Genomic DNA, 20,269 nt, shown 5'->3' with positions numbered 1-20,269 from the left:
GATTGCAGAAGGGCAGTAGTTGACCATGCATGCAGAAGTACAACACAGCATCATTCATCAGTTTTACACTAACGATGGCCAAATTGGCCTGCGCGTAGCACCAGCAACACTGGCGATTAATGACGAAGTCAGCTTGTTATTGGAAGAACTTACGCAAGTCTATCAAGCTAAACCCAGTAAAGGGTATGCACGCTTTTTACGCGCCGAAGACGAACATGAAGTGAGCGTCGAGAGCAACTTTCCAGAGCTATTGACTCAATGGCATCAACAGCAACTTGAGTTTGTCGACTTCTCGCAGCAAAGCGCTAAGTTGCTACATCAACAACTACAACATTATGGCATTCTCGAAGCCGGATTTTTGCTGCTCGCTAGTTACCGCGAGCGCGGTCAAGACTATCTAGTGGTTGCCTTCTTGCCTAGCCAAGACGGTGTCACCATTGCGGCTGACTTGAGTGTTGATCGCTCATCACAGTTGGCCATTAGCAAAGTGCAGTTGGCAGCATCAGTGAACTTGACCGAGTGGCAAGAAGAGCCCGAATCGAATAGCTATATTTCGTTTATTAAAGGTCGTGCCGGGCGCAAGGTTTCTGATTTCTTTCTTGATTTCCTCGGCTGTGCCGAAGGACTAAATGCCAAAAAGCAATCCCAACAGTTGGTTGAAAGTATCCACAAGTATGCGCGAGAAGAGCAACTACCCGCTGATGAAGCGCGACAGTTACGCAAATCAGTTTACGAGATTTGTGATCAACAGTGGCAGCAAGGCGAGCCGGTTCGGGTGAAAGATCTCTCTGAACAATTGCGTGAGAGCTTGCCGCGCGAACGCAGCTTTGCCGATTTTAATCAACAGCAAGCCGAGCATGCATTGGTTGAAGAATTTCCTACCGATCGCAGCACGTTGAAAAAGCTGGTGAAGTTCCAAGGCCAAGGTGGGGGCTTGAGTGTGGCATTTGAGCAAGACTTATTGGGTGCTCGCGTGGAGTATGATCCACAGACTGATAAGTTGACCATTCACGGTACGCCGCCGAACTTACGTGACCAGCTGCGTCGATACTTTGGCATCGACAGTTAGGGGTACCAACAGTTAAGCCAAATAAAAACGCCAGCGGTAGCGCTGGCGTTTTTCGTTGATGTTGCCGGTCTTATTTTTGCACTGGCGTAATGTTCGTCGCGTGAAGACCTTTTGGACCTTCTTCGAGTTCAAACTCGACATCTTGGCCCGCTTTCAGCGTTCGATAACCTTCCATTTCAATGGTTGAATAATGCGCGAAGATATCTCCTTCACGGTCCTCTGCTTCAATGAATCCAAAACCTTTTGAGTTGTTGAACCATTTCACTTTACCGGTTGCCATACTTCTACTTCCTTTATTCTGCATTTACTATTTAGTTATTGTTAGAATGACGTCAGCCGCTATTGAAAACGGTATGTGTTAACGCCATGTTTTACTCTAGGTGAGATCTACACGGTGTCAAGGCAAAATTTGATTATTTAGTAAGCAAAAACACAGAAAAAGCAAAATTTAAGTGAGCGGTTTTAAGGTTTTCTAGCTATATATAAAGAAAGGGCAGTTATGAGTCAGATGGATCAACAACAAAACGGCGTCGTTCATGATCCGCAAAAGGATAAACAAAAGTTACAGCCGCCGCCGATGTATAAGGTCATCTTGAACAACGATGATTACACGCCAATGGATTTTGTGGTCGAGATTCTCATCAAGTTCTTTCGAATGGATCAAGAGCGGGCAACCGATACCATGTTGACCATTCATTATAAAGGCCAAGCAGTTTGCGGGGTCTATTCTGCCGAGATTGCAGAAACCAAAGTAGTACAAGTGAACCAGTACGCGCGTGAGCATCAACATCCGCTGTTGTGCACCATGGAAAAAGCGTAGGGTGTCGGTTCGATCGAGGAGTGCATTATGCTGAACAAAGCTTTAGAAATTACCTTAAACGATGCGTTTCGGATTGCCCGTGACCGTCGCCATGAACTCATGACAGTAGAGCATCTACTGTTGGCACTTCTCGACAATCCAGAAGCGGCAAAAGCATTGCGCGCTTGTGGACTGGAATTCACCAGACTCAAGCAAGAACTGCTCGCCTATATCGATCGCAGCACGCCAAGTTTCGACAACGAAACCGCCGAAAGTGAAACCCAGCCAACGTTGGGCTTCCAACGCGTGTTGCAGCGCGCGGTGTTTCATGTGCAATCCTCGGGTAACAGCGAAGTAACAGGCGCCAATGTGCTGGTGGCCATCTTCAGTGAACAAGAATCGCATGCGGTCTACCTGCTGAATAAACACGATATTACGCGGTTAGATGTGGTGCACTTTTTGTCGCATGGCTTAACCAAAGTGGATGATCCAGTCGTGCGTCCAGAAAGTGACGACAATGAACAGCAAGAGGCCGCAAGCGAAGAGCAGCAAAGCTACCTTAAGCGTTTTTGTACGAACTTAAATGCCCGCGCGCGCGAAGGCTTTATTGACCCACTCATTGGTCGAGACAGTGAACTAGAGCGTTGCATTCAAGTGCTCTGTCGCCGTCGTAAAAACAACCCGTTGTTGGTTGGCGAGGCTGGCGTTGGTAAAACAGCTATTGCCGAAGGGCTTGCTTATCGTATCGTCCAGGGTGAAGTGCCTGAAGTGATGGCGGACGCTACCATTTATTCGCTCGATATGGGTGGCTTACTTGCCGGAACTAAGTATCGTGGCGATTTTGAAAAACGCTTCAAGCAGTTGTTAAAAGAAGTCAAAGGGCAGCCCCACGCTATTTTGTTTATTGACGAAATCCACACTATTGTGGGTGCTGGCGCTGCTAGCGGTGGTGTACTGGATGCTTCAAACTTACTCAAGCCACTCCTTAGTAGTGGTGAACTGAAGTGTATTGGTTCAACGACTTACAGTGAGTTCAAAAACATCTTTGAAAAAGATCGCGCATTAGTACGGCGCTTCCAAAAGATCGATGTAAACGAGCCGTCGGTGGACGATACCACGAAAATTTTGTTGGGCTTGAAAGAGCGCTACGAAGAACACCACGGTATTCGTTATACGCAAAATGCTATTCGCGCTGCAGCTGAATTGTCGGCACGCTACATCAATGAGCGGCATTTGCCTGATAAAGCCATCGATGTACTTGACGAAGCCGGTGCTAGCCAGCGTCTGCTCGCGCCGTCGAAGCGGAAAAAGACGATTGGGGTAGGAGATATCGAACAAATCATTGCCAAAATCGCGCGCATTCCTGAACAGAGTGTTTCGCGTTCCGATCAGCAGTTATTGAAGCAACTCGATCGCAATCTGAAATTGGTTGTGTTTGGGCAAGATCAAGCAATTGATCAGCTTACCGCCGCGATTCGTTTGTCACGTTCAGGTTTAGGTGCCGAGCATAAACCTATTGGCTCGTTCTTATTTGCGGGTCCTACTGGCGTTGGTAAAACTGAAATCACCCAGCAACTAGCAAAAGCCCTAGGCATCGAGTTTTTGCGTTTTGATATGTCGGAATACATGGAGCGCCATGCGGTAAGTCGTTTGATTGGTGCACCGCCAGGGTACGTCGGTTTTGACCAAGGTGGATTATTAACCGAGGGCGTGATTAAACATCCACACTGCGTGGTGTTGCTCGATGAAATAGAGAAAGCGCACAGCGACATTTACAACATTCTGCTGCAGGTCATGGACCACGGCACGTTAACCGACAATAATGGCCGTAAAGCCGATTTTCGTAACGTGATTTTGGTGATGACCACCAATGCAGGTGTACAAGAAACGGTGCGGCAGTCGATTGGCTTCAAGCAGCAAGATCATGCGCCAGATGCCATGCAAGAAATTAACAAGGTCTTCAGCCCTGAGTTTCGTAATCGCCTGGATGGTATTGTTTGGTTTAATCACTTGAATCCGGCGGTGATTGCGCAGGTGGTTGATAAATTTGTGACCGAACTGCAAGCGCAACTGGATCGCAAGCAAGTGACGTTGGAACTCGATGAAGCTGTTTATCAATGGCTAGCCGAGAAGGGCTACGATAAAGCGATGGGGGCTCGGCCGATGGCGCGCGTGATTCAAGAGCACTTAAAGAAGCCGCTGGCAAACGAGATCTTATTTGGCAAACTCATCAATGGCGGCGAAGTGCGGGTGCATCTTGCCGATAATGAATTGCAGTTTGAAGTGTTAGAGCGTGAGGCCCGGGGTTCAACCACGGGCTAACGGCGCGCGCGACGCTAAATTTAACGAGCGCGGAAGACGATACGGCCTTTCGTCAGGTCGTACGGAGTAAGCTGCACAGTCACAGTGTCACCGGTCAGGATGCGGATATAGTGTTTACGCATCTTTCCTGAGATGTGTGCGGTGACCACGTGGCCATTTTCCAATTCAACACGAAACATGGTGTTCGGTAAGGTATCGAGCACCGTGCCTTGCATTTCAATGCTGTCTTCTTTTGCCATTCAATTCCTCAATTCTTTGGTTAATCGCCGCTAAAATTAGTTAGGCTCCTAAAAAGTGGTCAGAATTCTAGCTGTTTTTAGCTTAAATTGCCACTTCAAATGTGGGGTAATTCGCGACAACGCCAAAATTCAGTGGCGATTTCGGCGTTTGTGCGCTGGTCCTCGCGTAGCAAATGCAAAAATTGCGCGCGTTGCATTTCTTGCATACCGAGACTCTCCAGGTGTGGGTTAGGTACTTGTGCATCTAACAGTTGTCCACCGGCGTCAAAGAAGGCTTCAGCGAAACTCAGTAACGCCAGTTTGGAAGCATTGGTTACCCTATGGAACATACTTTCACCGCAAAACATGCGGTTCTGTGCCACTCCATACATGCCGCCTACTAACGTATCGTTCTGCCAAACTTCAACGGAATGGGCATGGCCCAGTTCGTGTAAATCGCAATAGGCCTGTTGCATGTCTGCGGTGATCCAAGTTGCATCGCGTTCACCATGAAGTGTCGCACAAGCTTGGATGACGGCCGCAAAGTCACGATTGAGCGTCACTCGCAACTGAGTTTTACGACGAAAACGCTGCATTGAGCGACTGCAATGTAAGCTTGTTGGGGTAAAAACGGCACGCGGATCAGGACTCCACCAAAGCGGCGGATCTTGCTCGGTAAACCATGGGAAAATGCCATTGCGATAGGCATTCAGCAGGCGTTCGGGGTGCAAATCACCGCCGACCGCCAACAACCCATTCGGTTCACGCAGGGCAAATTCTGCTCGTGGAAAGCGATAATCCGTGTCGCTTAAGCGAATCAGCACCTGCGTGATATCCAGTTAGGCTTTTGTTAAAGCGTCCAAATAACGTTCAGCATCAAGCGCCGCCATGCAGCCGGTGCCAGCTGAAGTTATGGCTTGGCGATAAACGTGATCCATTACGTCACCGGCAGCAAAAACACCAGGTACGCTGGTTGCCGTAGCGTTACCATTTAAACCCGATTGCACCACAATGTAACCGTCTTGCATTTCGAGTTGGCCGTCAAAAATACCTGTGTTTGGCTGATGGCCAATGGCAATAAAGCAACCCATCACCTCAAGCTCTGACAAGCTACCATCGTTGGTGTCTTTAACACGCACACCGGTCACGCCAGTGTCGTCGCCAAGCACTTCATCAAGAGTTTTATTCAAGTGCAGAGTTACGTTGCCATTGGCTGCTTTGTCCATAAGGCGATCGACCAGAATTTTTTCTGCGCGAAAGGTGTCACGGCGGTGAATGACATGCACTTCGCTGGCAATATTCGCCAAATACAGTGCTTCTTCAACAGCGGTATTACCACCACCGACAACGCACACTTTCTGGTTGCGGTAGAAGAAACCATCACAGGTTGCACAGGCTGAGACACCTTTACCCATGAATGCTTCTTCTGAGTCTAAGCCTAAATATTTGGCTGAAGCGCCGGTAGAAATGATCACGGCGTCAGCGGTGAACTCTTGGCTGTCGCCGAACAACCGAAACGGGCGCGCGCTAAAATCTACTTTATTGATGTGGTCGAACACGATTTCAGTGTTGAACTTCTCGGCGTGCTGCTGCATCCGCACCATCAAGTCAGGCCCGGTTAGCCCTTCGGCATCACCCGGCCAGTTTTCAACATCAGTGGTGGTGGTGAGCTGGCCGCCTTGTTGCATACCCGTCACTAACACTGGATTCAAGTTTGCGCGTGCTGCATAAACAGCTGCGGTATAGCCAGCAGGGCCTGAGCCGAGGATCAAAAGTCGGCAGTGTTTGGCTTCAGCCATAGTCGATGTACTCCGTTATTTCTTATGATTTGTGATCTGTTGTTTACATTGGGATTGATTGTATGGATTACAACGGCCACAAACAAGAGACCCGCAACAAAGTGCGGGTCCCGAAACTGTAAAGCTAATTGCGTAAGGTAAACTTAGCTACGAATTGCTTCGATTGGATCTTGATAATCCAGGCCTAATTTCTCGCCTAGGTCATCATGCACAGCTTTATAAGTGATCTTACCCTTGTGCATGTTTAAACCGTTGCGCAGGTGTTCATTGTTTTCCATTGCTTTCAGCCCTTTGTTAGCGAGTTCAAGGCCGAAGGGCAAGGTCGCATTGTTAAGCGCGATAGTAGAGGTGCGTGCAACACCACCTGGCATGTTGGCAACACAGTAGTGAACGATATCTTCAACCACATAGGTTGGATCTTGGTGGGTGGTTGCTTTTGATGACTCAAAACAGCCGCCTTGATCAATCGCAACGTCAACCACAACAGAACCAGGCTTCATATTTTTCAGGTGTTCACGGGTCAATAGTTTTGGTGCTGCTGCGCCTGGAATCAATACTGCACCGATAACCAAATCAGCTTCACGCGAGAATTTGTCAACCGCATCTACGGTGGAGTAAATGGTTTTCACGCGGCCACCAAAAATATCGTCTAACTGACGCAAACGTGGCAATGAACGGTCAAGAATGGTGACGTCTGCGCCCATACCAACTGCCATTTTTGCCGCTTGAGTACCTACCACACCGCCACCAATTACCAATACTTTACCTGGTTCTACACCCGGGACGCCGCCAAGCAACACGCCGCTGCCGCCATTCGCTTTTTCAAGGTTGTGGGCGCCGGCTTGAATGGACATACGGCCAGCAACTTCACTCATTGGAGCCAGCAAAGGCAAACCACCGTTACGGTCGGTTACCGTTTCATAGGCAATTGCGCTTACACCTGATTTCGCCAACAGCTCGGTTTGCGTTGGGTCTGGTGCTAAATGTAAATAGGTGTACAAAATCTGACCTTCGCGTAACTGCATACACTCATTCGGTTGGGGTTCTTTCACCTTGATAATCATGTCAGCTTTGGCAAAGATTTCCGCAGGGTCAGCTACAATAGTTGCGCCGGCAAGTTCGTAATCTTCGTTGGTGAAACCAATCGCCAGACCGCCATTATTTTCGACCCATACGTTATGGCCATGTGCAACGTATTCGCGTACTGCAGCAGGGGTAAGACCGATTCGGTATTCGTGGTTTTTAATCTCTTTTGGTACACCAATTAGCATGGCTTCGTTCCCGTTTAGTTTGTCAGTTCAACAAAGAATATTTCGGCGGTGATTATAGGCGATAATGTAGGTTGGTTTCGTACTTTTTTTATGCCCTTTTAGCGTATATACTGACCCTAAATGGCAGCAATATAGTGAAAAACAATGTTTAACCCAGAAGATCCCGTAAAAATCACTATTGACAGAATTGACCGAAAGATCCTTCGGATTTTGCAGGATGAAGGTCGCACCAGTAACGTGGCACTCGCACGCCGAGTGGGGCTCAGCGCAACGGCTTGCAACGAGCGCGTACGTAAGCTTGAGCAAGAGGGCGTTATTGAGAGTTATCATGCGCGGCTTAACCCTACAAAATTGGGCGCTAACCTTATGGTTTTCGTGGAAATCACGTTAACCCGAACGTCGTCAGACTCGTTCCAAGAATTTAGTGAAGCCGTACAAAAAACACCGGAAATACTGGAGTGTCATTTGGTGGCAGGGGACTTTGATTTCCTGATCAAGGCGCGCGTGCCGGATATGCCTTCCTACCGTAAGTTACTGGGGGAAACCTTGTTAATGATGCCAGGTGTGAACGAATCTCGCACTTACGTGGTCATGGAAGAGGTGAAGAACGACAACAAAGTGCTGATAAAAGGTTAGCAAAGAGCTCGTAAAACAGCTGAATATAAGCGTTGAACAAGCTACACTAGTGACATTATAAGAACAACGTACGCGAACAGGGAATCTGCAATTATGAGTGGTGCGCAACGAATTTTAGAAGTAGGGCTTATCCTGTGTGGAGCCTTTGCTATCTTTCTGTTTCTTGCGTTGGTCAGCTTTAACCCGGCCGACCCAAGCTGGTCGCAAACGGGCTATGAAGGCGCAATTGAAAATGCTGCCGGTGCCATTGGCGCTTGGTTCGCTGACGCCTTGCTGTTCGCGTTTGGCTTTGTTGCCTACGCAATCCCTTTCGGTTTAGCGGGTCTTGGCTATGTGATGTTCAAGCAGCCACACCGTCTACTCGAGCTTGATTATCTCGCACTGGGGTTACGTCTGATCGGACTTATCCTAACCTTGGTTGGCGCCTCGGCGTTGGCTTCGCTGAATTTTTCTGAAATCTATTCGTTTTCGGCCGGTGGTGTTGTCGGCGATGTCATTAGTGGTTCTTTGCTACCTTATTTTAATTTGATTGGCACTACCTTGCTGCTACTGACCTTTCTGTGCACCGGATTAACGCTTATCACTGGTATTTCGTGGGTGTGGTTAGCCGACAAACTAGGTGAATGGACGATTAGAGCGACGCAATGGCTTTATCATTACGCGAAAGACCTCGTGGTCGGCTGGAAACAGCCACGCAGCGCGGGCCAAGCCACTGAGTCAGCCAGTGAGCGACGCCGTAAGCGTCGTAAATTGAAAGCATTGCCGGCATTAAATGATAATGAGCGGACCGAACCTGATTTCGACTTAGACCTTACCATTACGACTGACGAAGAGCCCGAGCCCGATTTAGGTATCTTCGCAGCGGTCGAGCAGAAGTCCGTTAAAGTTGCTAAACAAGAGCAAGTGCCAGCCGCAAAAGTAAAAGCTGCAGCAGATGCTGAGGCACAGGAACAAGACGATGATGACGATGTGGTCAAGGCGCCGCTAGACCCATTACCATCGATAGCACTGCTGGATAAACCACGCAAAACTGGCAATCCGTTGACCCCAGAAGAGTTACAGCAAATCAGTCAAACCGTTGAGGCGGTGTTGCAAGATTTTGGTGTCGAAGTGAAAGTTGCCAATGTGCAACCTGGCCCGGTTATCACCCGTTTTGAGTTGGATCTCGCACCGGGTGTGAAAGTATCGAAAATTTCGAACTTAGACAAAGACATTGCGCGTTCATTGTCAGCGATTTCCGTGCGTGTAGTGGAAGTCATTCCAGGTAAATCCTACGTAGGTCTTGAGCTTCCGAATAAGAGTCGTGAAACCGTGTTCTTTAGTGAGGTTGTCAATTGTGATGCCTTCCAGCAGAGTCCATCACCGCTCACCATGGTGCTAGGTAAGGGGATTTCTGGGCAGCCGGTCATCGTCGACCTTGCCAAAATGCCGCACTTATTGGTTGCGGGTACCACAGGTTCAGGTAAATCGGTGGGCGTTAACGTGATGATCTTAAGCATGCTTTATAAGAGCACGCCAGAAGAAGTGCGGATGATCATGATTGACCCGAAAATGCTTGAACTATCGGTGTACGAAGGCATCCCGCATTTGCTCACGGAAGTCGTTACCGATATGAAAGACGCGGCAAATGCATTGCGTTGGTGTGTTGGCGAAATGGAGCGTCGTTACAAGCTGATGTCGGCGCTAGGTGTGCGTAACCTCAAAGGGTATAACGCCAAAGTTGAAGATGCCCGTGACGCTGGCGAGCCGCTACGCGACCCCTTGTGGAAGCCTGGCGATTCGATGGATGAAATGCCGCCACTACTTGAAACCTTGCCGAGTATCGTAGTCGTCATCGATGAATTTGCTGACATGATGATGATCGTCGGCAAAAAAGTAGAAGAGCTCATTGCTCGTATTGCGCAAAAGGCTCGTGCTGCCGGTATTCATCTGATTTTGGCGACACAGCGCCCATCAGTAGATGTGATCACCGGTTTGATTAAAGCCAATATTCCAACGCGGATTGCCTTCCAAGTACAATCTAAGATTGATTCGCGCACCATTCTCGACCAGCCGGGTGCCGACCAGCTGTTAGGGCAGGGTGACATGCTGTACTTACCACCTGGGAGCGGTGTGCCGACTCGGGTGCATGGAGCCTTTGTTGACGACCATGAAGTACATGCGGTGGTCAAAGACTGGAAGCAACGCGGCAAACCGAATTATTTAGAAGAAATTCTTAAAGGCGACCCAAGCGAAGACGCTTTATTGCCTGGCGAAACCCTTGACGGCGACGATGCTGAGAGCGATCCGCTCTACGACGAAGCTGTTGCCTTTGTCACCGAAACTCAACGCGTTTCGGTATCGAGTGTGCAACGTAAATTCAGAATTGGTTACAATCGCGCCGCGCGCATTGTTGAACAAATGGAAATGAGTGGTGTCGTTAGTAGTGCGGCAAGTAATGGTCAACGTGACGTGCTTGCACCGCGCCCACCTCGTGATTGAGGGATAGAGACTAAGGGATAATTATGAAACTCACAACCGCATTTTCGGTGAGTGCCAGTTTAGCGTTATTAGCCGTGGCACCGCTACAAGCAAACGAACAAGATAGCAATGCCTCTGCAGCGAAAACCGAGTTGCGCCAAATTTTTGATGAGCTGAGCACCTTGCAAGCCGACTTTACCCAACAAGTTGTGGATGCCTACGGTGAACTGGTACAAGAGCTGAAAGGACATTTAGCGATGGCAACGCCCAACCAGTTTTTCTGGCAAAGTGATGCACCAGATGAACTCGTGCTGGTGGCTGATGGCCGCACTGTGTATTACTACGACCCATTTGTCGATCAAGTCACCTTGAGTGATCAAACTGCAGCCTCAGCGCAAAGTCCATTCTTATTACTGCTTGATGCGCAAGCCAGCGCTTGGGCTGATTACACGGTTAGCAAAACCGAACTTAGCTATCAGCTGGAGCCTAGCGCAGCAAACGCTGACCAACAAGCGCTGCAAATCAATTTTGTTGCGACTGATACACGAGACGAGATCGTGCTTGATAGTCTGCTATTGGACGATGGTCAAGGTCAGATAACCCACATCGAGTTAGCAAACGTACAAGTGGATCAAGCTGTGCCTTACAGTTTGTTCAGCTTTGAAATCCCAGCAACTGCGGTGGTCGACGACCAGCGTGCAGAACATAATTAAGGGGAGCTAGCGGTGAATCAAAGTTTCGATTTCGCTGCTGACTTTCGCCCGCTTGCCGCTCGTATGCGGCCGCGGAAGCTTGATGAATATGTCGGTCAGGAGCATCTGCTGGCAGCTGGAAAACCTTTGTATGAAGCCATAGCTGCCGGTCAACTGCACTCGATGATCCTGTGGGGACCACCCGGCACCGGCAAAACGACCCTTGCGGAAATTATTGCGCAGTCGGGCGCTGCTGAGTTAGAACGCGTTAGCGCAGTAACCTCAGGCGTAAAAGAGATTCGTGCCGCCATCAGCCAAGCCGAGCTGAACCAACAGCAGGGACGTCGAACCTTGTTATTCGTGGACGAAGTGCATCGCTTTAATAAAAGCCAACAAGATGCATTTTTACCGCACATTGAAGATGGCACTATTATTTTTATTGGTGCTACTACCGAAAACCCGGCGTTTGAACTCAACGGTGCATTATTATCGCGGGCGCGGGTTTATCGCCTGCGCTCGCTCGACGACGGCGTCATTCGGGGGCTTGTTTTAAGTGCGCTTGCGGATACCGAGCGTGGACTTGGCGAGCGGCAACTCCAGCTTGCTGAAGATGCCCTTGACTACCTAGTGTATGCCGCTGCAGGAGATGCGCGCAGGGCACTTAATTATTTAGAAATCACCAGTGATAGCGTTGCCGCTGGGCAATTGATTGAACGCGCCACCGTGGTGGATGCGATTGGTGGCAAACAAGCGGGCTTTGACAAGCAAGGCGATGTTTATTTTGATCTCCTCTCTGCACTGCATAAGTCAGTGCGTGGCTCGTCGGTGGATGGCGCTCTGTATTGGTATGCACGGATTTTACAGGGCGGTGGCGACCCTTTGATTGTTGCGCGCCGCTTGCTCGCTATTGCCTCAGAGGATATTGGCAATGCCGATCCGCGCGCGTTACAGTTGGCGTTAAACGCCTGGGACACCTTTCATCGGGTCGGGCCGGCAGAGGGTGAACGCGCTATCGCGCAAGCGTTGGTGTACTGTGCGTTAGCACCGAAAAGCAACGCGGTGTACACCGCCTTCAAGGCGGCGCAGCGTTTGGCTGCTGAATTTCCTGATTTGGCCGTACCGCACCACTTGCGCAATGCGCCGACAAAAATCCATAAGCAAGAAGGCTTTGGTGAAGATTATCGCTATGCCCATGATCACCCCAATGCCTTTGTCGCTGGTGAACGTTATTTGCCGAGTGCGATTGCTAAGCACAGCTTGTATCAAGCAAGCGAACGCGGGCTTGAACGCCAACTCGCAGAAAAGCAACGCTGGCTGGCACAACAGAACAATGACAGCGAGTGGCAGCGAGACGATGATAACTAATTTAGTCTGGGTTGCCTTAGGTGGTGCATTAGGAGCTTTAGGACGCTACGGCGTGGCTTTGGCGAGTATTGGAATTTGGGGCAAATCATTCCCTTTCGGCACACTTATCGTTAACATAGTGGGCTCATTTTTACTGGCATTACTCTTTATCGGTCAACAACAAGGCTCAGTCAATGAAGCGGGGTGGTTGTTCTTCGGTGTGGGGGTGCTTGGTGCTTTCACCACCTTCTCAACTTTCTCGTTAGAAGTGGTATTACTATTGCAAAGTGGCGAATTCACCAAGGCATTGTTATTTGCCAGTTTAAACTTTTTCGTCTGTCTCGCTGCGGTGCTATTGGCATTGTGGTTTAAAACTTATTTTTGATGTGGAATTAGCATGTTAGACGCCAAGTTATTTCGGAGTGAACTCGCGGACACTGCGGCACGGTTGCTGCAAACTCGCGGCTTTAAATTAGATGTCGCCAAGCTGGAAGCACTAGAGGAGCGCCGCAAAGCGTTGCAAGTGCAAACGGAAAGCCTACAAGCTGAGCGTAATTCACGATCGAAAGCCATTGGTAAAGCGAAAGCTCAGGGTGAAGATATCAAACCCTTATTGGCCGCAGTTGATGATTTAGGTGCGCAACTAGAGCAAGCAAAAGCTGATTTGCACGATGTGCAGAATGAATTACAAAGCATCATTGAAGGTGTGCCGAATTTACCAGCAAGCGAAGTACCATTGGGCGCTGACGAAAATGACAACCAAGAGATCAGTCGCTGGGGGCAACCACACGAATTTGCGTTCGAAACCAAAGATCATGTTGATGTTGCTGCTGGTTTAGCCCAGGGCATGGATTTCGAACGCGGAGCTAAACTTGCAGGTGCGCGGTTTGTCGTGTTGCAGGGAGCTGTGGCCCAGTTACATCGTGCGTTGGCGCAATTTATGCTCAACCTCCATGTAAATGAACACGGCTACACTGAGGCATATGTGCCGTATTTGGTCAACCACGACACACTCTTTGGTACTGGTCAATTACCGAAATTTGGCGAAGATCTGTTCCACGTGCAAGGCGCTACTGAGAAACAAGTCCCATTGTCGTTGATTCCCACGGCAGAAGTACCATTAACTAACTTATGGCGCGACGAAATTGCCGATGAAGAGCAGTTGCCGTTGCAATATGCGGCTCATACCCCATGCTTCCGCAGTGAGGCTGGGTCGCATGGTCGTGATACACGTGGCCTGATCCGCCAACACCAGTTCGATAAGGTTGAATTAGTTTGGCTCGTGAAGCCAGAAGATTCGATGGCGGTACTTGAACAGCTGACTGGACATGCGGAGCGTGTATTACAGTTATTAGAATTGCCCTATCGCAAAGTTTTGTTGTGCACCGGTGATATGGGCTTTGGCTCATGCAAAACCTACGATTTAGAAGTTTGGCTGCCAACGCAAAATACCTATCGTGAAATCAGTTCATGTTCGAATATGGGTGATTTCCAAGCACGGCGCATGCAAGCACGCTTCCGTCGCAAGGGGGCGAAAAAGCCAGAGCTTATGCACACCCTGAATGGTTCTGGATTGGCAGTTGGCCGCACCTTGGTGGCGATTCTAGAGAATTATCAACAAGCGGATGGCTCACTGAAGATTCCAACTGTATTGCAGCCGTATATGGGTGGTAGAAGCGAAATTAAAGCGAGTTAAATGCACTTTGCTGGCTTTGGCAGGCCAGCAATGCGGGTCGCTTGTTTTGCCGGACCTTTGGGGAATAGCCGATAGAGATATCGGCTATTTGCTTTTTCCGGCCCTAACCGTTGTCCTATCGCTTTTACCAGCACGCGCATCGCGGGGCTGGTATCAAACTCTTGGTAAAAATCACGGACAAAGTTAACGACCTCCCAATGGGCGGGTGTCATTTCAATATTTTCTAGCCCAGCAATATATTCAGCAAGTTCAGGTGTCCACTCAGCGAAATCTGCCAAGTACTCATGCTTGTCAGTCGCATATTGCTTACCATTGAAATCGAACATAATGAAAAACGCTTAACCCAGATTGAGAACAGGCTGTGATTGTAACGTCAAATCTAGCCAAGCGGAATCGCTGAGTTGTAACACGAATGCAGGTACCGCTTGATCAGGGTTGTTATCAGTAAGGTCGCTTATTTCAGCTTGCAAAGCATAGACGGGTACCGACACCTGATCGAACAGTGCTGGCATCGCGAGCCATTGTGCAAGTGCTTGCTCAGTCAGCAACAGGACGGTATTGGGCTGCGCTAACCAGCTCGTCAGAAGTTTTTGCTGTTGCGCCGGCAACGGCCAACGTCGCAAGCAAACGAGAGCATTGGGAGCGTTTGAGAGCATCGTTAAAACCTCAACACTTTGCTGCTTTTAGCGAGTAATTCATTGACTTCATCCGCACTCTTAACGACCACATCAATAACCAAATCGTCGACGGTTAGCTCCATTGCTACGAGATCTTCGGCGAACACCCAAGGCTCTGGCGCATCAAATAAAGCCAGCAGACCATAGCGCTTTTGCAATGATTTACCGTGGCGTTCTTGATCATTGCCAGCGCGAATTTGCAGTAGCGCATCGCCTTGAAAAATTAATTGTGGATTCAGTTCTAAGGTCGCAAGGGCGAGCAGCATATCTTGCCCATGAAAACTATCGGCGACTTGTGGAGCATAAGTTTGAATCAGGTAAATCTGCATTAGAATTGCACCAAGCGTTCACACTGCGCGACTGCACTACTGAATTCAGTTAGTCCACCTAATGAGTAACCAGGGTGTAACTGCGCTGCGGTTAAATCGAAGTCTTGTTCAACGACTGTACTGCAAACAACGAGGGGGAGACTGTGCTGCTGCGCAAAGCGGAGCCATGCTTCCGCACTTGGATGTAACTGGGATTCAGTATCGAGCTGTGCGTGCAGAATACCCTCTTGGTAGAAAAATATTTGTCGAATACGCTGCCCAGAAATAAGCGCAGCCTGCGCAAAGTTCAATGCTAACAGGCTGCGTGGATGGTCCGGTGCAACGTGCACCGATAACACCAAATCAGTCACAACTTACTCGTCGCCACCAAAGGCCATAAGTAAGTTCAGCAAGCTGACAAAGATGTTGTAGATGGAAACGTACAGGGTAACTGTGGCTAATACATAGTTACGCTCACCACCATGAATAATGGCACTGGTCTGCATCAGAATCGCACCTGCAGAGAACAAGATAAACAAGCCTGACAGAGCGAGACCTAGCGCCGGCATGTTAAGGAACAAGTTCGCAACGAACAGGGCGATGAGCACAAAGAAACCGGCCATCATCATGCCACCCATGAATGACATGTCTTTTTTAGTGGTCAACACATAAGCTGACAGTGCGAAGAAGATTAATGCCGTGCCACCGAGTGCGGTCATGATAATCTCGGTACCTTGTGGGCCAATAGCACTGATCATGCCAAGAATAGGACCTAAGGTGTAACCCATAAAACCGGTCAACGCGAACACTGACACGAGGCCCATGGCGCTGTTCGCAGTTTTATGAACTAAGAACAATAAGCCGTAAAAGCCCACGAGCGTAATGATCAGGCCAGGATGTGGTAACCCCATACTTGCCGCCAAGAACGCAGTGAACGCACTAAAAGCAAGGGTTAGTCCAAGTAACATGTAGGTGTTACGCAAGACTTTGTTGGTCTGTAATACCGACTCACCGCGCTGGGTGGTCGAGACGTGAACTTGATTGTTCATTGGTTTCTCCGATTGATAATAATCAGCCTCAGTTTACCCCAGAAATGGGGGGCACACGCAATCCTTTCAAGCTATTTTTGTTTCCATTTGTATAAAATGACAGCAAACGCACCGAAAGATTCAAATTTTTACTTTACAAGCCGATTCAGGCTCTTTATCATTCGCTTCGTCTTGAGGCACAGAGCCCAGACAGCGGAGAGATGGCAGAGTCCGGTTGAATGCACCTGACTTGAAATCAGGCGTGGGTTCACACCCACCGGGGGTTCGAATCCCTCTCTCTCCGCCACATTCCGAGAAGCCCGCTAGCAACCCTAGCGGGCTTTTTTTATGCCTTTATGATCTGGTCCTACCTGTTTATACTACGTTCACTTTGCTGAATAAGATTAAACAATGAGGTCTCCATGGAAGCATTCGATCAGATCCTGCAACGTATTACGCCAGAAGCAACACAAACAGTGCAATTACCCGAAGGTTGGGGGCAAGGCCGCGCGCTGTTTGGCGGCTTGACCGCGGCGATTGCATGGCGTCATGGCCAGGCAGGGGCTGCAGCTAATCAACAACTGCGGGCGATGACCGTTTCGTTTGTTGCACCAGTACTCGCTGGTGAAGCACAGTTGCAACGACGCGTCCTGAGGCAGGGCAAAAACGTGACACAAATAGCGGTCGAGATTCAACAAGCGAACGAAGTTGTCCTTGCAGCACTGCTTACTTATGGCAGTGCGCGCGATTCAAAAGTACGTGTTACTGACACCCCAGAGCCTGCAAGTGTTGCTCCTGATAGTGGTCAGCCGTTTCCGCCGACGAAGTTTTTACCGGAATTTGCGCGGGCATTCGATTACAGCGTAACGGTTGGAGGCTTGCCGTTTAGCGGTAACAAGAGTCGAGAATTTGGTGGCTTCATGCGCTTCCGTGATTTAAGCCAACCGATCGATATTGGCACATTTCTTGGTTTAGTCGACGCTTGGCCACCAGCCGTGTTGCCCCATTTAACTGAGTTGGCGCCGGCCAGTTCACTTACGTGGACGATCGAGTTTCCAAGCCATTTACCGCAGCAATTAACCAATGAGTGGTGGCACTATGTGGCGACTATCGATTACGCCGCCGATGGTTACGGACATACACATGCGCACATTTGGGATCAAAAAGGTCAGCTGGTTGCGATCAGTCGACAGACTGTTACGGTGTTTGCTTAACCTATTTTGAACCTAATTTAAGTCATTTGAAACATCAACTCAGTCAGATGATTTTGTTTTTGTAAGATATTGAGTTAATTAATATTTTTGTTACATTTATTGTTGATTTTTGAAACGAAATTAGGCATTACTGTGATGGCATCGAAATAGTTTCGATGTGAACGCCGAAATGGTTCGGAAATTATATAAAGATGGAAGACAAAAATGACCGAGTTCATTGTTGCTATTTCTTCAGAAATGGTTAGTCAAGGAATGACCGCCTTACTAAAGGAGGAGTCGCAATTAAAAGTTGTTGCGACCATAGTAAGCCAACAGCAACTGAGAGATGCAGTGAGTAAGCATCCGTTCGCGACGGTTATACTAGGAAGTGACCTCTGTGGTGAAAACACGATTGAGGTATGGCGACGTTTACGTCACCGCTACCGCGATGTTCAATTGTTACTTTGGGCACAGCGTTTTCAAGATGTTTTAGATTTTCAATGTAATGTCGATAAGGTGGATGGCTACTTGCTCTCCGGTGCGCGACGCAGTGAGTTTATTGAGGCTTGCGAAACAGTGGGAAAGGGGCGTATGTTTGTCGCTGCCAGTATTGCCCAGTATTTCGCACAAAACCCAGCGCGGCAGCGACAAGCAGACTTATTGAGTCGACTGAGTAAACGTGAAGTGCAAGTGAGTCAACTCGTTGCTCGAGGTAAGAAGGTGGTTGATATTGCCGCGATACTGAATATCAGTACCAAAACGGTCAATACCTTTCGCTATCGAATCTTTGCTAAACTCGGGCTTTCGGGTGATGTTGAACTTGCTCACCTAGCGTTACAAACAGGTCTGATTGAAATTGCAACAGAAGGTGTAAAAAACAGTAATGACGACGAAGAGGGAGCAGTTTAATCCCAAGCAGTTCTTACGTAACCTGACGCATCAGCCAGGTGTTTACCGTATGTATGATGCGTCAGGTGATATCATTTATGTGGGTAAAGCCAAAGATCTACGAAAACGTGTCAGCAGTTATTTCCGCAGCAATCTTGACCATCCAAAAACACAAACACTCGTTAAACAAATTACCAATATTGAAGTGACGGTTACCAATACCGAAGCGGAAGCATTGATCCTCGAAAATAACTTTATTAAGAAATATCGGCCGCGTTACAACGTGTTGTTACGTGATGATAAATCCTACCCGTATATTTTACTCAGTGAGCATGAGCACCCGCGGCTAGCGTTTCATCGTGGTACACGTCGTGAAAAAGGTCGTTATTTTGGTCCCTTCCCTAATGGAGTGGCTGTGCGTAACAGTTTGCGGTTACTGCAGAAGCTATTTCCTGTGCGTCAGTGCGAAGATACCTATTACCGGGCGCGCAGCCGACCTTGCTTGCAGTACCAGCTCAATCGTTGCTTAGCGCCTTGCGTTAAAGGCTACTGCAGTGACGAGGAGTACACTGAGCAGGTAGAACTGGCAAAAAGCTTCCTGCAGGGAAAAAACCAAGAAGTCATTGATCAATTGGTCGATAAAATGGAGATCGCCTCAAATCAGTTAGAATTTGAACGCGCAGCGCGTTACCGCGACCAAATCGCCGCTTTACGGCAAGTTCAAGAGCGTAATGCGGTCACTGGTAATCAACAAGAACTTGATGTGATTGGTTATGCCCGCCAAGGAGGCATTGCTGCAGTTCATCTGTTGTTTGTGCGCGGTGGTGCAGTGCAGGGCAGCCGCAGTTATTTCCCGAAAGTTCCAAGCAACACTGAAGACAGCGAAGTACTGCTGGCATTTTTGTTACAGTTTTACTTGAATGATCAAGTTGAGCGACAACTGCCACGGGAGATTATTCTTCCCGAGCAAAATGCAGCACAGGTGCTTGATCCAGAACAAGAATTACAGACGCTGGAACAGGCGCTTGCGCAAAAAATTCGAATGACACACAACGTGCGTGGCGAACGCCGCCAATACCAAGTGCTGGCACAAAAAAATGCCCTCAACGCACTCGATAGCAAAGCCAATCAAGCCAGCACCATGCATATGCGAGTTAAAGCACTCGAGGATGTTCTCGATTTCGGGCGTCCAGTCACGCGCATGGAATGTTTCGATATTAGCCATACCATGGGACAAGAAACCGTGGCCTCCTGTGTGGTGTTCGATCAACAGGGTCCCAAAAAGAGCGATTACCGCCGTTACAATATTAAGGGCATTACACCGGGCGATGATTATGCTGCTATGGCACAAGCGTTAAAGCGGCGCTTTGACCCGCTACAACAAGCCGATAGGGAGCTCGCACCGGTACCGGACATTTTGTTCATTGACGGCGGCAAAGGGCAACTTTCACAGGCTGAGAATTACTTTGCCAGTTGGCAGGATGCAGCAGGGCGTCCTGCACCTTTGTTGATAGGCGTCGCCAAAGGAGAGTCACGCAAACCAGGGCTTGAAACACTGATACTTGCCGGCAGTCACGAAACCATTCCACTGGCTGCCGATGCACCGGCTTTGCATTTGGTACAACATATTCGTGATGAGTCGCACCGCTTTGCGATTACTGGCCATCGCCAGCGGCGGGCAAAGGTACGTCGCACCTCGAGATTAGAGGACATTCCGGGGATTGGGACCAAGCGTCGGCAAAAACTTCTGCAAAATCTCGGTGGATTACAACAGGTAAAACAGGCTAGTATTGAGCAACTTTCTGCGGTACCCGGTGTCAGTCGCGAGTTGGCTGAAACCATCTATCACGCATTTCGTGACGAATAGAG

The 20,269-nt window shown here is 48.9% G+C and carries 22 protein-coding genes and 1 tRNA gene; 13 read left to right on the top strand and 10 right to left on the bottom strand.

Annotation, left to right across the window (positions count from 1 at the left end):
• The first annotated feature begins 25 nt into the window (after positions 1 to 25).
• The gene (gene yejK, locus IDAT_RS01385; RefSeq protein WP_034729520.1) at positions 26 to 1,069 is read left to right on the top strand and encodes a nucleoid-associated protein YejK; all 1,044 of its coding nucleotides are present in this window, start codon (positions 26 to 28) and stop codon (positions 1,067 to 1,069) included.
• A gap of 70 nt (positions 1,070 to 1,139) precedes the next feature.
• Here the strand turns inward: yejK and cspD are convergent, their stop codons facing one another.
• The gene (gene cspD / locus IDAT_RS01380) at positions 1,140 to 1,349 is read right to left on the bottom strand and encodes a cold shock domain-containing protein CspD (protein WP_034729518.1); all 210 of its coding nucleotides are present in this window, start codon (positions 1,347 to 1,349) and stop codon (positions 1,140 to 1,142) included.
• Between the two features lie 219 nt (positions 1,350 to 1,568).
• Between cspD and clpS the strand changes: the two genes are divergently transcribed.
• Entirely contained in the window at positions 1,569 to 1,889 is a 321-nt protein-coding gene (clpS, locus tag IDAT_RS01375) for an ATP-dependent Clp protease adapter ClpS (RefSeq protein ID WP_081909704.1), read from the top strand.
• A gap of 27 nt (positions 1,890 to 1,916) precedes the next feature.
• Positions 1,917 to 4,190: an ATP-dependent Clp protease ATP-binding subunit ClpA gene (gene clpA, locus IDAT_RS01370; protein WP_034729515.1), complete on the top strand. Its 2,274-nt coding sequence runs from the start codon at positions 1,917 to 1,919 to the stop codon at positions 4,188 to 4,190.
• Between the two features lie 20 nt (positions 4,191 to 4,210).
• On the opposite strand, the gene infA is transcribed toward clpA, so the two are convergent.
• The 4 genes from infA to ald form a co-directional block, all read right to left on the bottom strand.
• Positions 4,211 to 4,429: a translation initiation factor IF-1 gene (gene infA, locus IDAT_RS01365; RefSeq protein WP_008489926.1), complete on the bottom strand. Its 219-nt coding sequence runs from the start codon at positions 4,427 to 4,429 to the stop codon at positions 4,211 to 4,213.
• 95 nt (positions 4,430 to 4,524) lie between these two features.
• Complete coding sequence (aat, locus tag IDAT_RS01360; protein WP_034729513.1) at positions 4,525 to 5,232, bottom strand: leucyl/phenylalanyl-tRNA--protein transferase; 708 nt, start codon at positions 5,230 to 5,232, stop codon at positions 4,525 to 4,527.
• 15 nt (positions 5,233 to 5,247) lie between these two features.
• Complete coding sequence (gene trxB, locus IDAT_RS01355; protein WP_034729512.1) at positions 5,248 to 6,207, bottom strand: thioredoxin-disulfide reductase; 960 nt, start codon at positions 6,205 to 6,207, stop codon at positions 5,248 to 5,250.
• A 143-nt stretch (positions 6,208 to 6,350) separates the two neighbouring features.
• Positions 6,351 to 7,478 carry an alanine dehydrogenase gene (gene ald, locus IDAT_RS01350; RefSeq protein ID WP_034729510.1) on the bottom strand — a complete coding sequence of 376 codons (1,128 nt, stop codon included), beginning with the start codon at positions 7,476 to 7,478 and terminating at the stop codon, positions 6,351 to 6,353.
• 144 nt (positions 7,479 to 7,622) lie between these two features.
• On the opposite strand from ald, the gene lrp reads away from it, so the two are divergent.
• The 6 genes from lrp (at position 7,623) to serS (ending at position 14,306) form a co-directional block, all read left to right on the top strand.
• Entirely contained in the window at positions 7,623 to 8,114 is a 492-nt protein-coding gene (gene lrp, locus IDAT_RS01345; RefSeq protein WP_034729508.1) for a leucine-responsive transcriptional regulator Lrp, read from the top strand.
• Between the two features lie 93 nt (positions 8,115 to 8,207).
• Positions 8,208 to 10,595, top strand: a complete 2,388-nt coding sequence (locus tag IDAT_RS01340; RefSeq protein ID WP_034729505.1) for a DNA translocase FtsK — start codon at positions 8,208 to 8,210, stop codon at positions 10,593 to 10,595.
• Between the two features lie 23 nt (positions 10,596 to 10,618).
• Positions 10,619 to 11,287 carry an outer membrane lipoprotein periplasmic chaperone LolA gene (lolA, locus tag IDAT_RS01335; RefSeq protein WP_034729502.1) on the top strand — a complete coding sequence of 223 codons (669 nt, stop codon included), beginning with the start codon at positions 10,619 to 10,621 and terminating at the stop codon, positions 11,285 to 11,287.
• A gap of 63 nt (positions 11,288 to 11,350) precedes the next feature.
• A complete protein-coding gene (locus IDAT_RS01330) occupies positions 11,351 to 12,631 on the top strand; it encodes a replication-associated recombination protein A (protein WP_051986521.1) in 1,281 nt (426 codons plus the stop codon).
• On the top strand, positions 12,621 to 12,995 hold the full coding sequence (gene crcB, locus IDAT_RS01325; RefSeq protein WP_156099462.1) for a fluoride efflux transporter CrcB: 375 nt from the start codon (positions 12,621 to 12,623) through the stop codon (positions 12,993 to 12,995). Before IDAT_RS01330 ends, crcB begins: the two co-directional genes overlap by 11 nt.
• A gap of 12 nt (positions 12,996 to 13,007) precedes the next feature.
• Positions 13,008 to 14,306, top strand: coding sequence for a serine--tRNA ligase (gene serS, locus IDAT_RS01320; protein WP_034729497.1), 1,299 nt, complete (start codon positions 13,008 to 13,010; stop codon positions 14,304 to 14,306).
• On the opposite strand, the gene IDAT_RS01315 is transcribed toward serS, so the two are convergent.
• Genes IDAT_RS01315 through IDAT_RS01295 form a run of 5 tightly spaced genes read right to left on the bottom strand, consistent with a single transcriptional unit; the run spans position 14,303 to position 16,340 of the window.
• Positions 14,303 to 14,632 (bottom strand): TusE/DsrC/DsvC family sulfur relay protein, encoded by a 330-nt coding sequence (locus IDAT_RS01315; RefSeq protein ID WP_034729495.1) that lies wholly within the window; start codon positions 14,630 to 14,632, stop codon positions 14,303 to 14,305. The genes serS and IDAT_RS01315 overlap by 4 nt on opposite strands.
• A gap of 12 nt (positions 14,633 to 14,644) precedes the next feature.
• Positions 14,645 to 14,962: a hypothetical protein gene (locus tag IDAT_RS01310; protein ID WP_034729494.1), complete on the bottom strand. Its 318-nt coding sequence runs from the start codon at positions 14,960 to 14,962 to the stop codon at positions 14,645 to 14,647.
• Positions 14,963 to 14,964: 2 nt separating this feature from the next.
• A complete protein-coding gene (locus IDAT_RS01305) occupies positions 14,965 to 15,312 on the bottom strand; it encodes a DsrE family protein (protein WP_034729492.1) in 348 nt (115 codons plus the stop codon).
• Positions 15,312 to 15,662, bottom strand: coding sequence for a DsrE family protein (locus IDAT_RS01300; RefSeq protein WP_051986494.1), 351 nt, complete (start codon positions 15,660 to 15,662; stop codon positions 15,312 to 15,314). Before IDAT_RS01300 ends, IDAT_RS01305 begins: the two co-directional genes overlap by 1 nt.
• A gap of 3 nt (positions 15,663 to 15,665) precedes the next feature.
• Positions 15,666 to 16,340, bottom strand: coding sequence for a Bax inhibitor-1/YccA family protein (locus IDAT_RS01295; RefSeq protein WP_034729490.1), 675 nt, complete (start codon positions 16,338 to 16,340; stop codon positions 15,666 to 15,668).
• Positions 16,341 to 16,534: 194 nt separating this feature from the next.
• Here IDAT_RS01295 and IDAT_RS01290 point away from each other — a divergent pair.
• From IDAT_RS01290 to uvrC, 4 genes are all read left to right on the top strand, one after another.
• A tRNA-Ser gene (locus IDAT_RS01290) sits at positions 16,535 to 16,626 on the top strand.
• 115 nt (positions 16,627 to 16,741) lie between these two features.
• Positions 16,742 to 17,533, top strand: coding sequence for a thioesterase family protein (locus IDAT_RS01285; RefSeq protein ID WP_034729488.1), 792 nt, complete (start codon positions 16,742 to 16,744; stop codon positions 17,531 to 17,533).
• A 204-nt stretch (positions 17,534 to 17,737) separates the two neighbouring features.
• Positions 17,738 to 18,421, top strand: a complete 684-nt coding sequence (locus tag IDAT_RS01280; RefSeq protein ID WP_051986493.1) for a response regulator transcription factor — start codon at positions 17,738 to 17,740, stop codon at positions 18,419 to 18,421.
• Positions 18,396 to 20,267, top strand: a complete 1,872-nt coding sequence (uvrC, locus tag IDAT_RS01275; RefSeq protein ID WP_034729485.1) for an excinuclease ABC subunit UvrC — start codon at positions 18,396 to 18,398, stop codon at positions 20,265 to 20,267. Before IDAT_RS01280 ends, uvrC begins: the two co-directional genes overlap by 26 nt.
• Positions 20,268 to 20,269 lie beyond the last annotated feature (2 nt).

Origin of the sequence: Pseudidiomarina atlantica (genome assembly GCF_000753735.1) — a bacterium.
Lineage (GTDB): Bacteria > Pseudomonadota > Gammaproteobacteria > Enterobacterales > Alteromonadaceae > Pseudidiomarina > Pseudidiomarina atlantica.
Note: the sequence above shows the minus strand (reverse complement) of the source record. Positions and strands in the feature narration are given on the sequence as shown.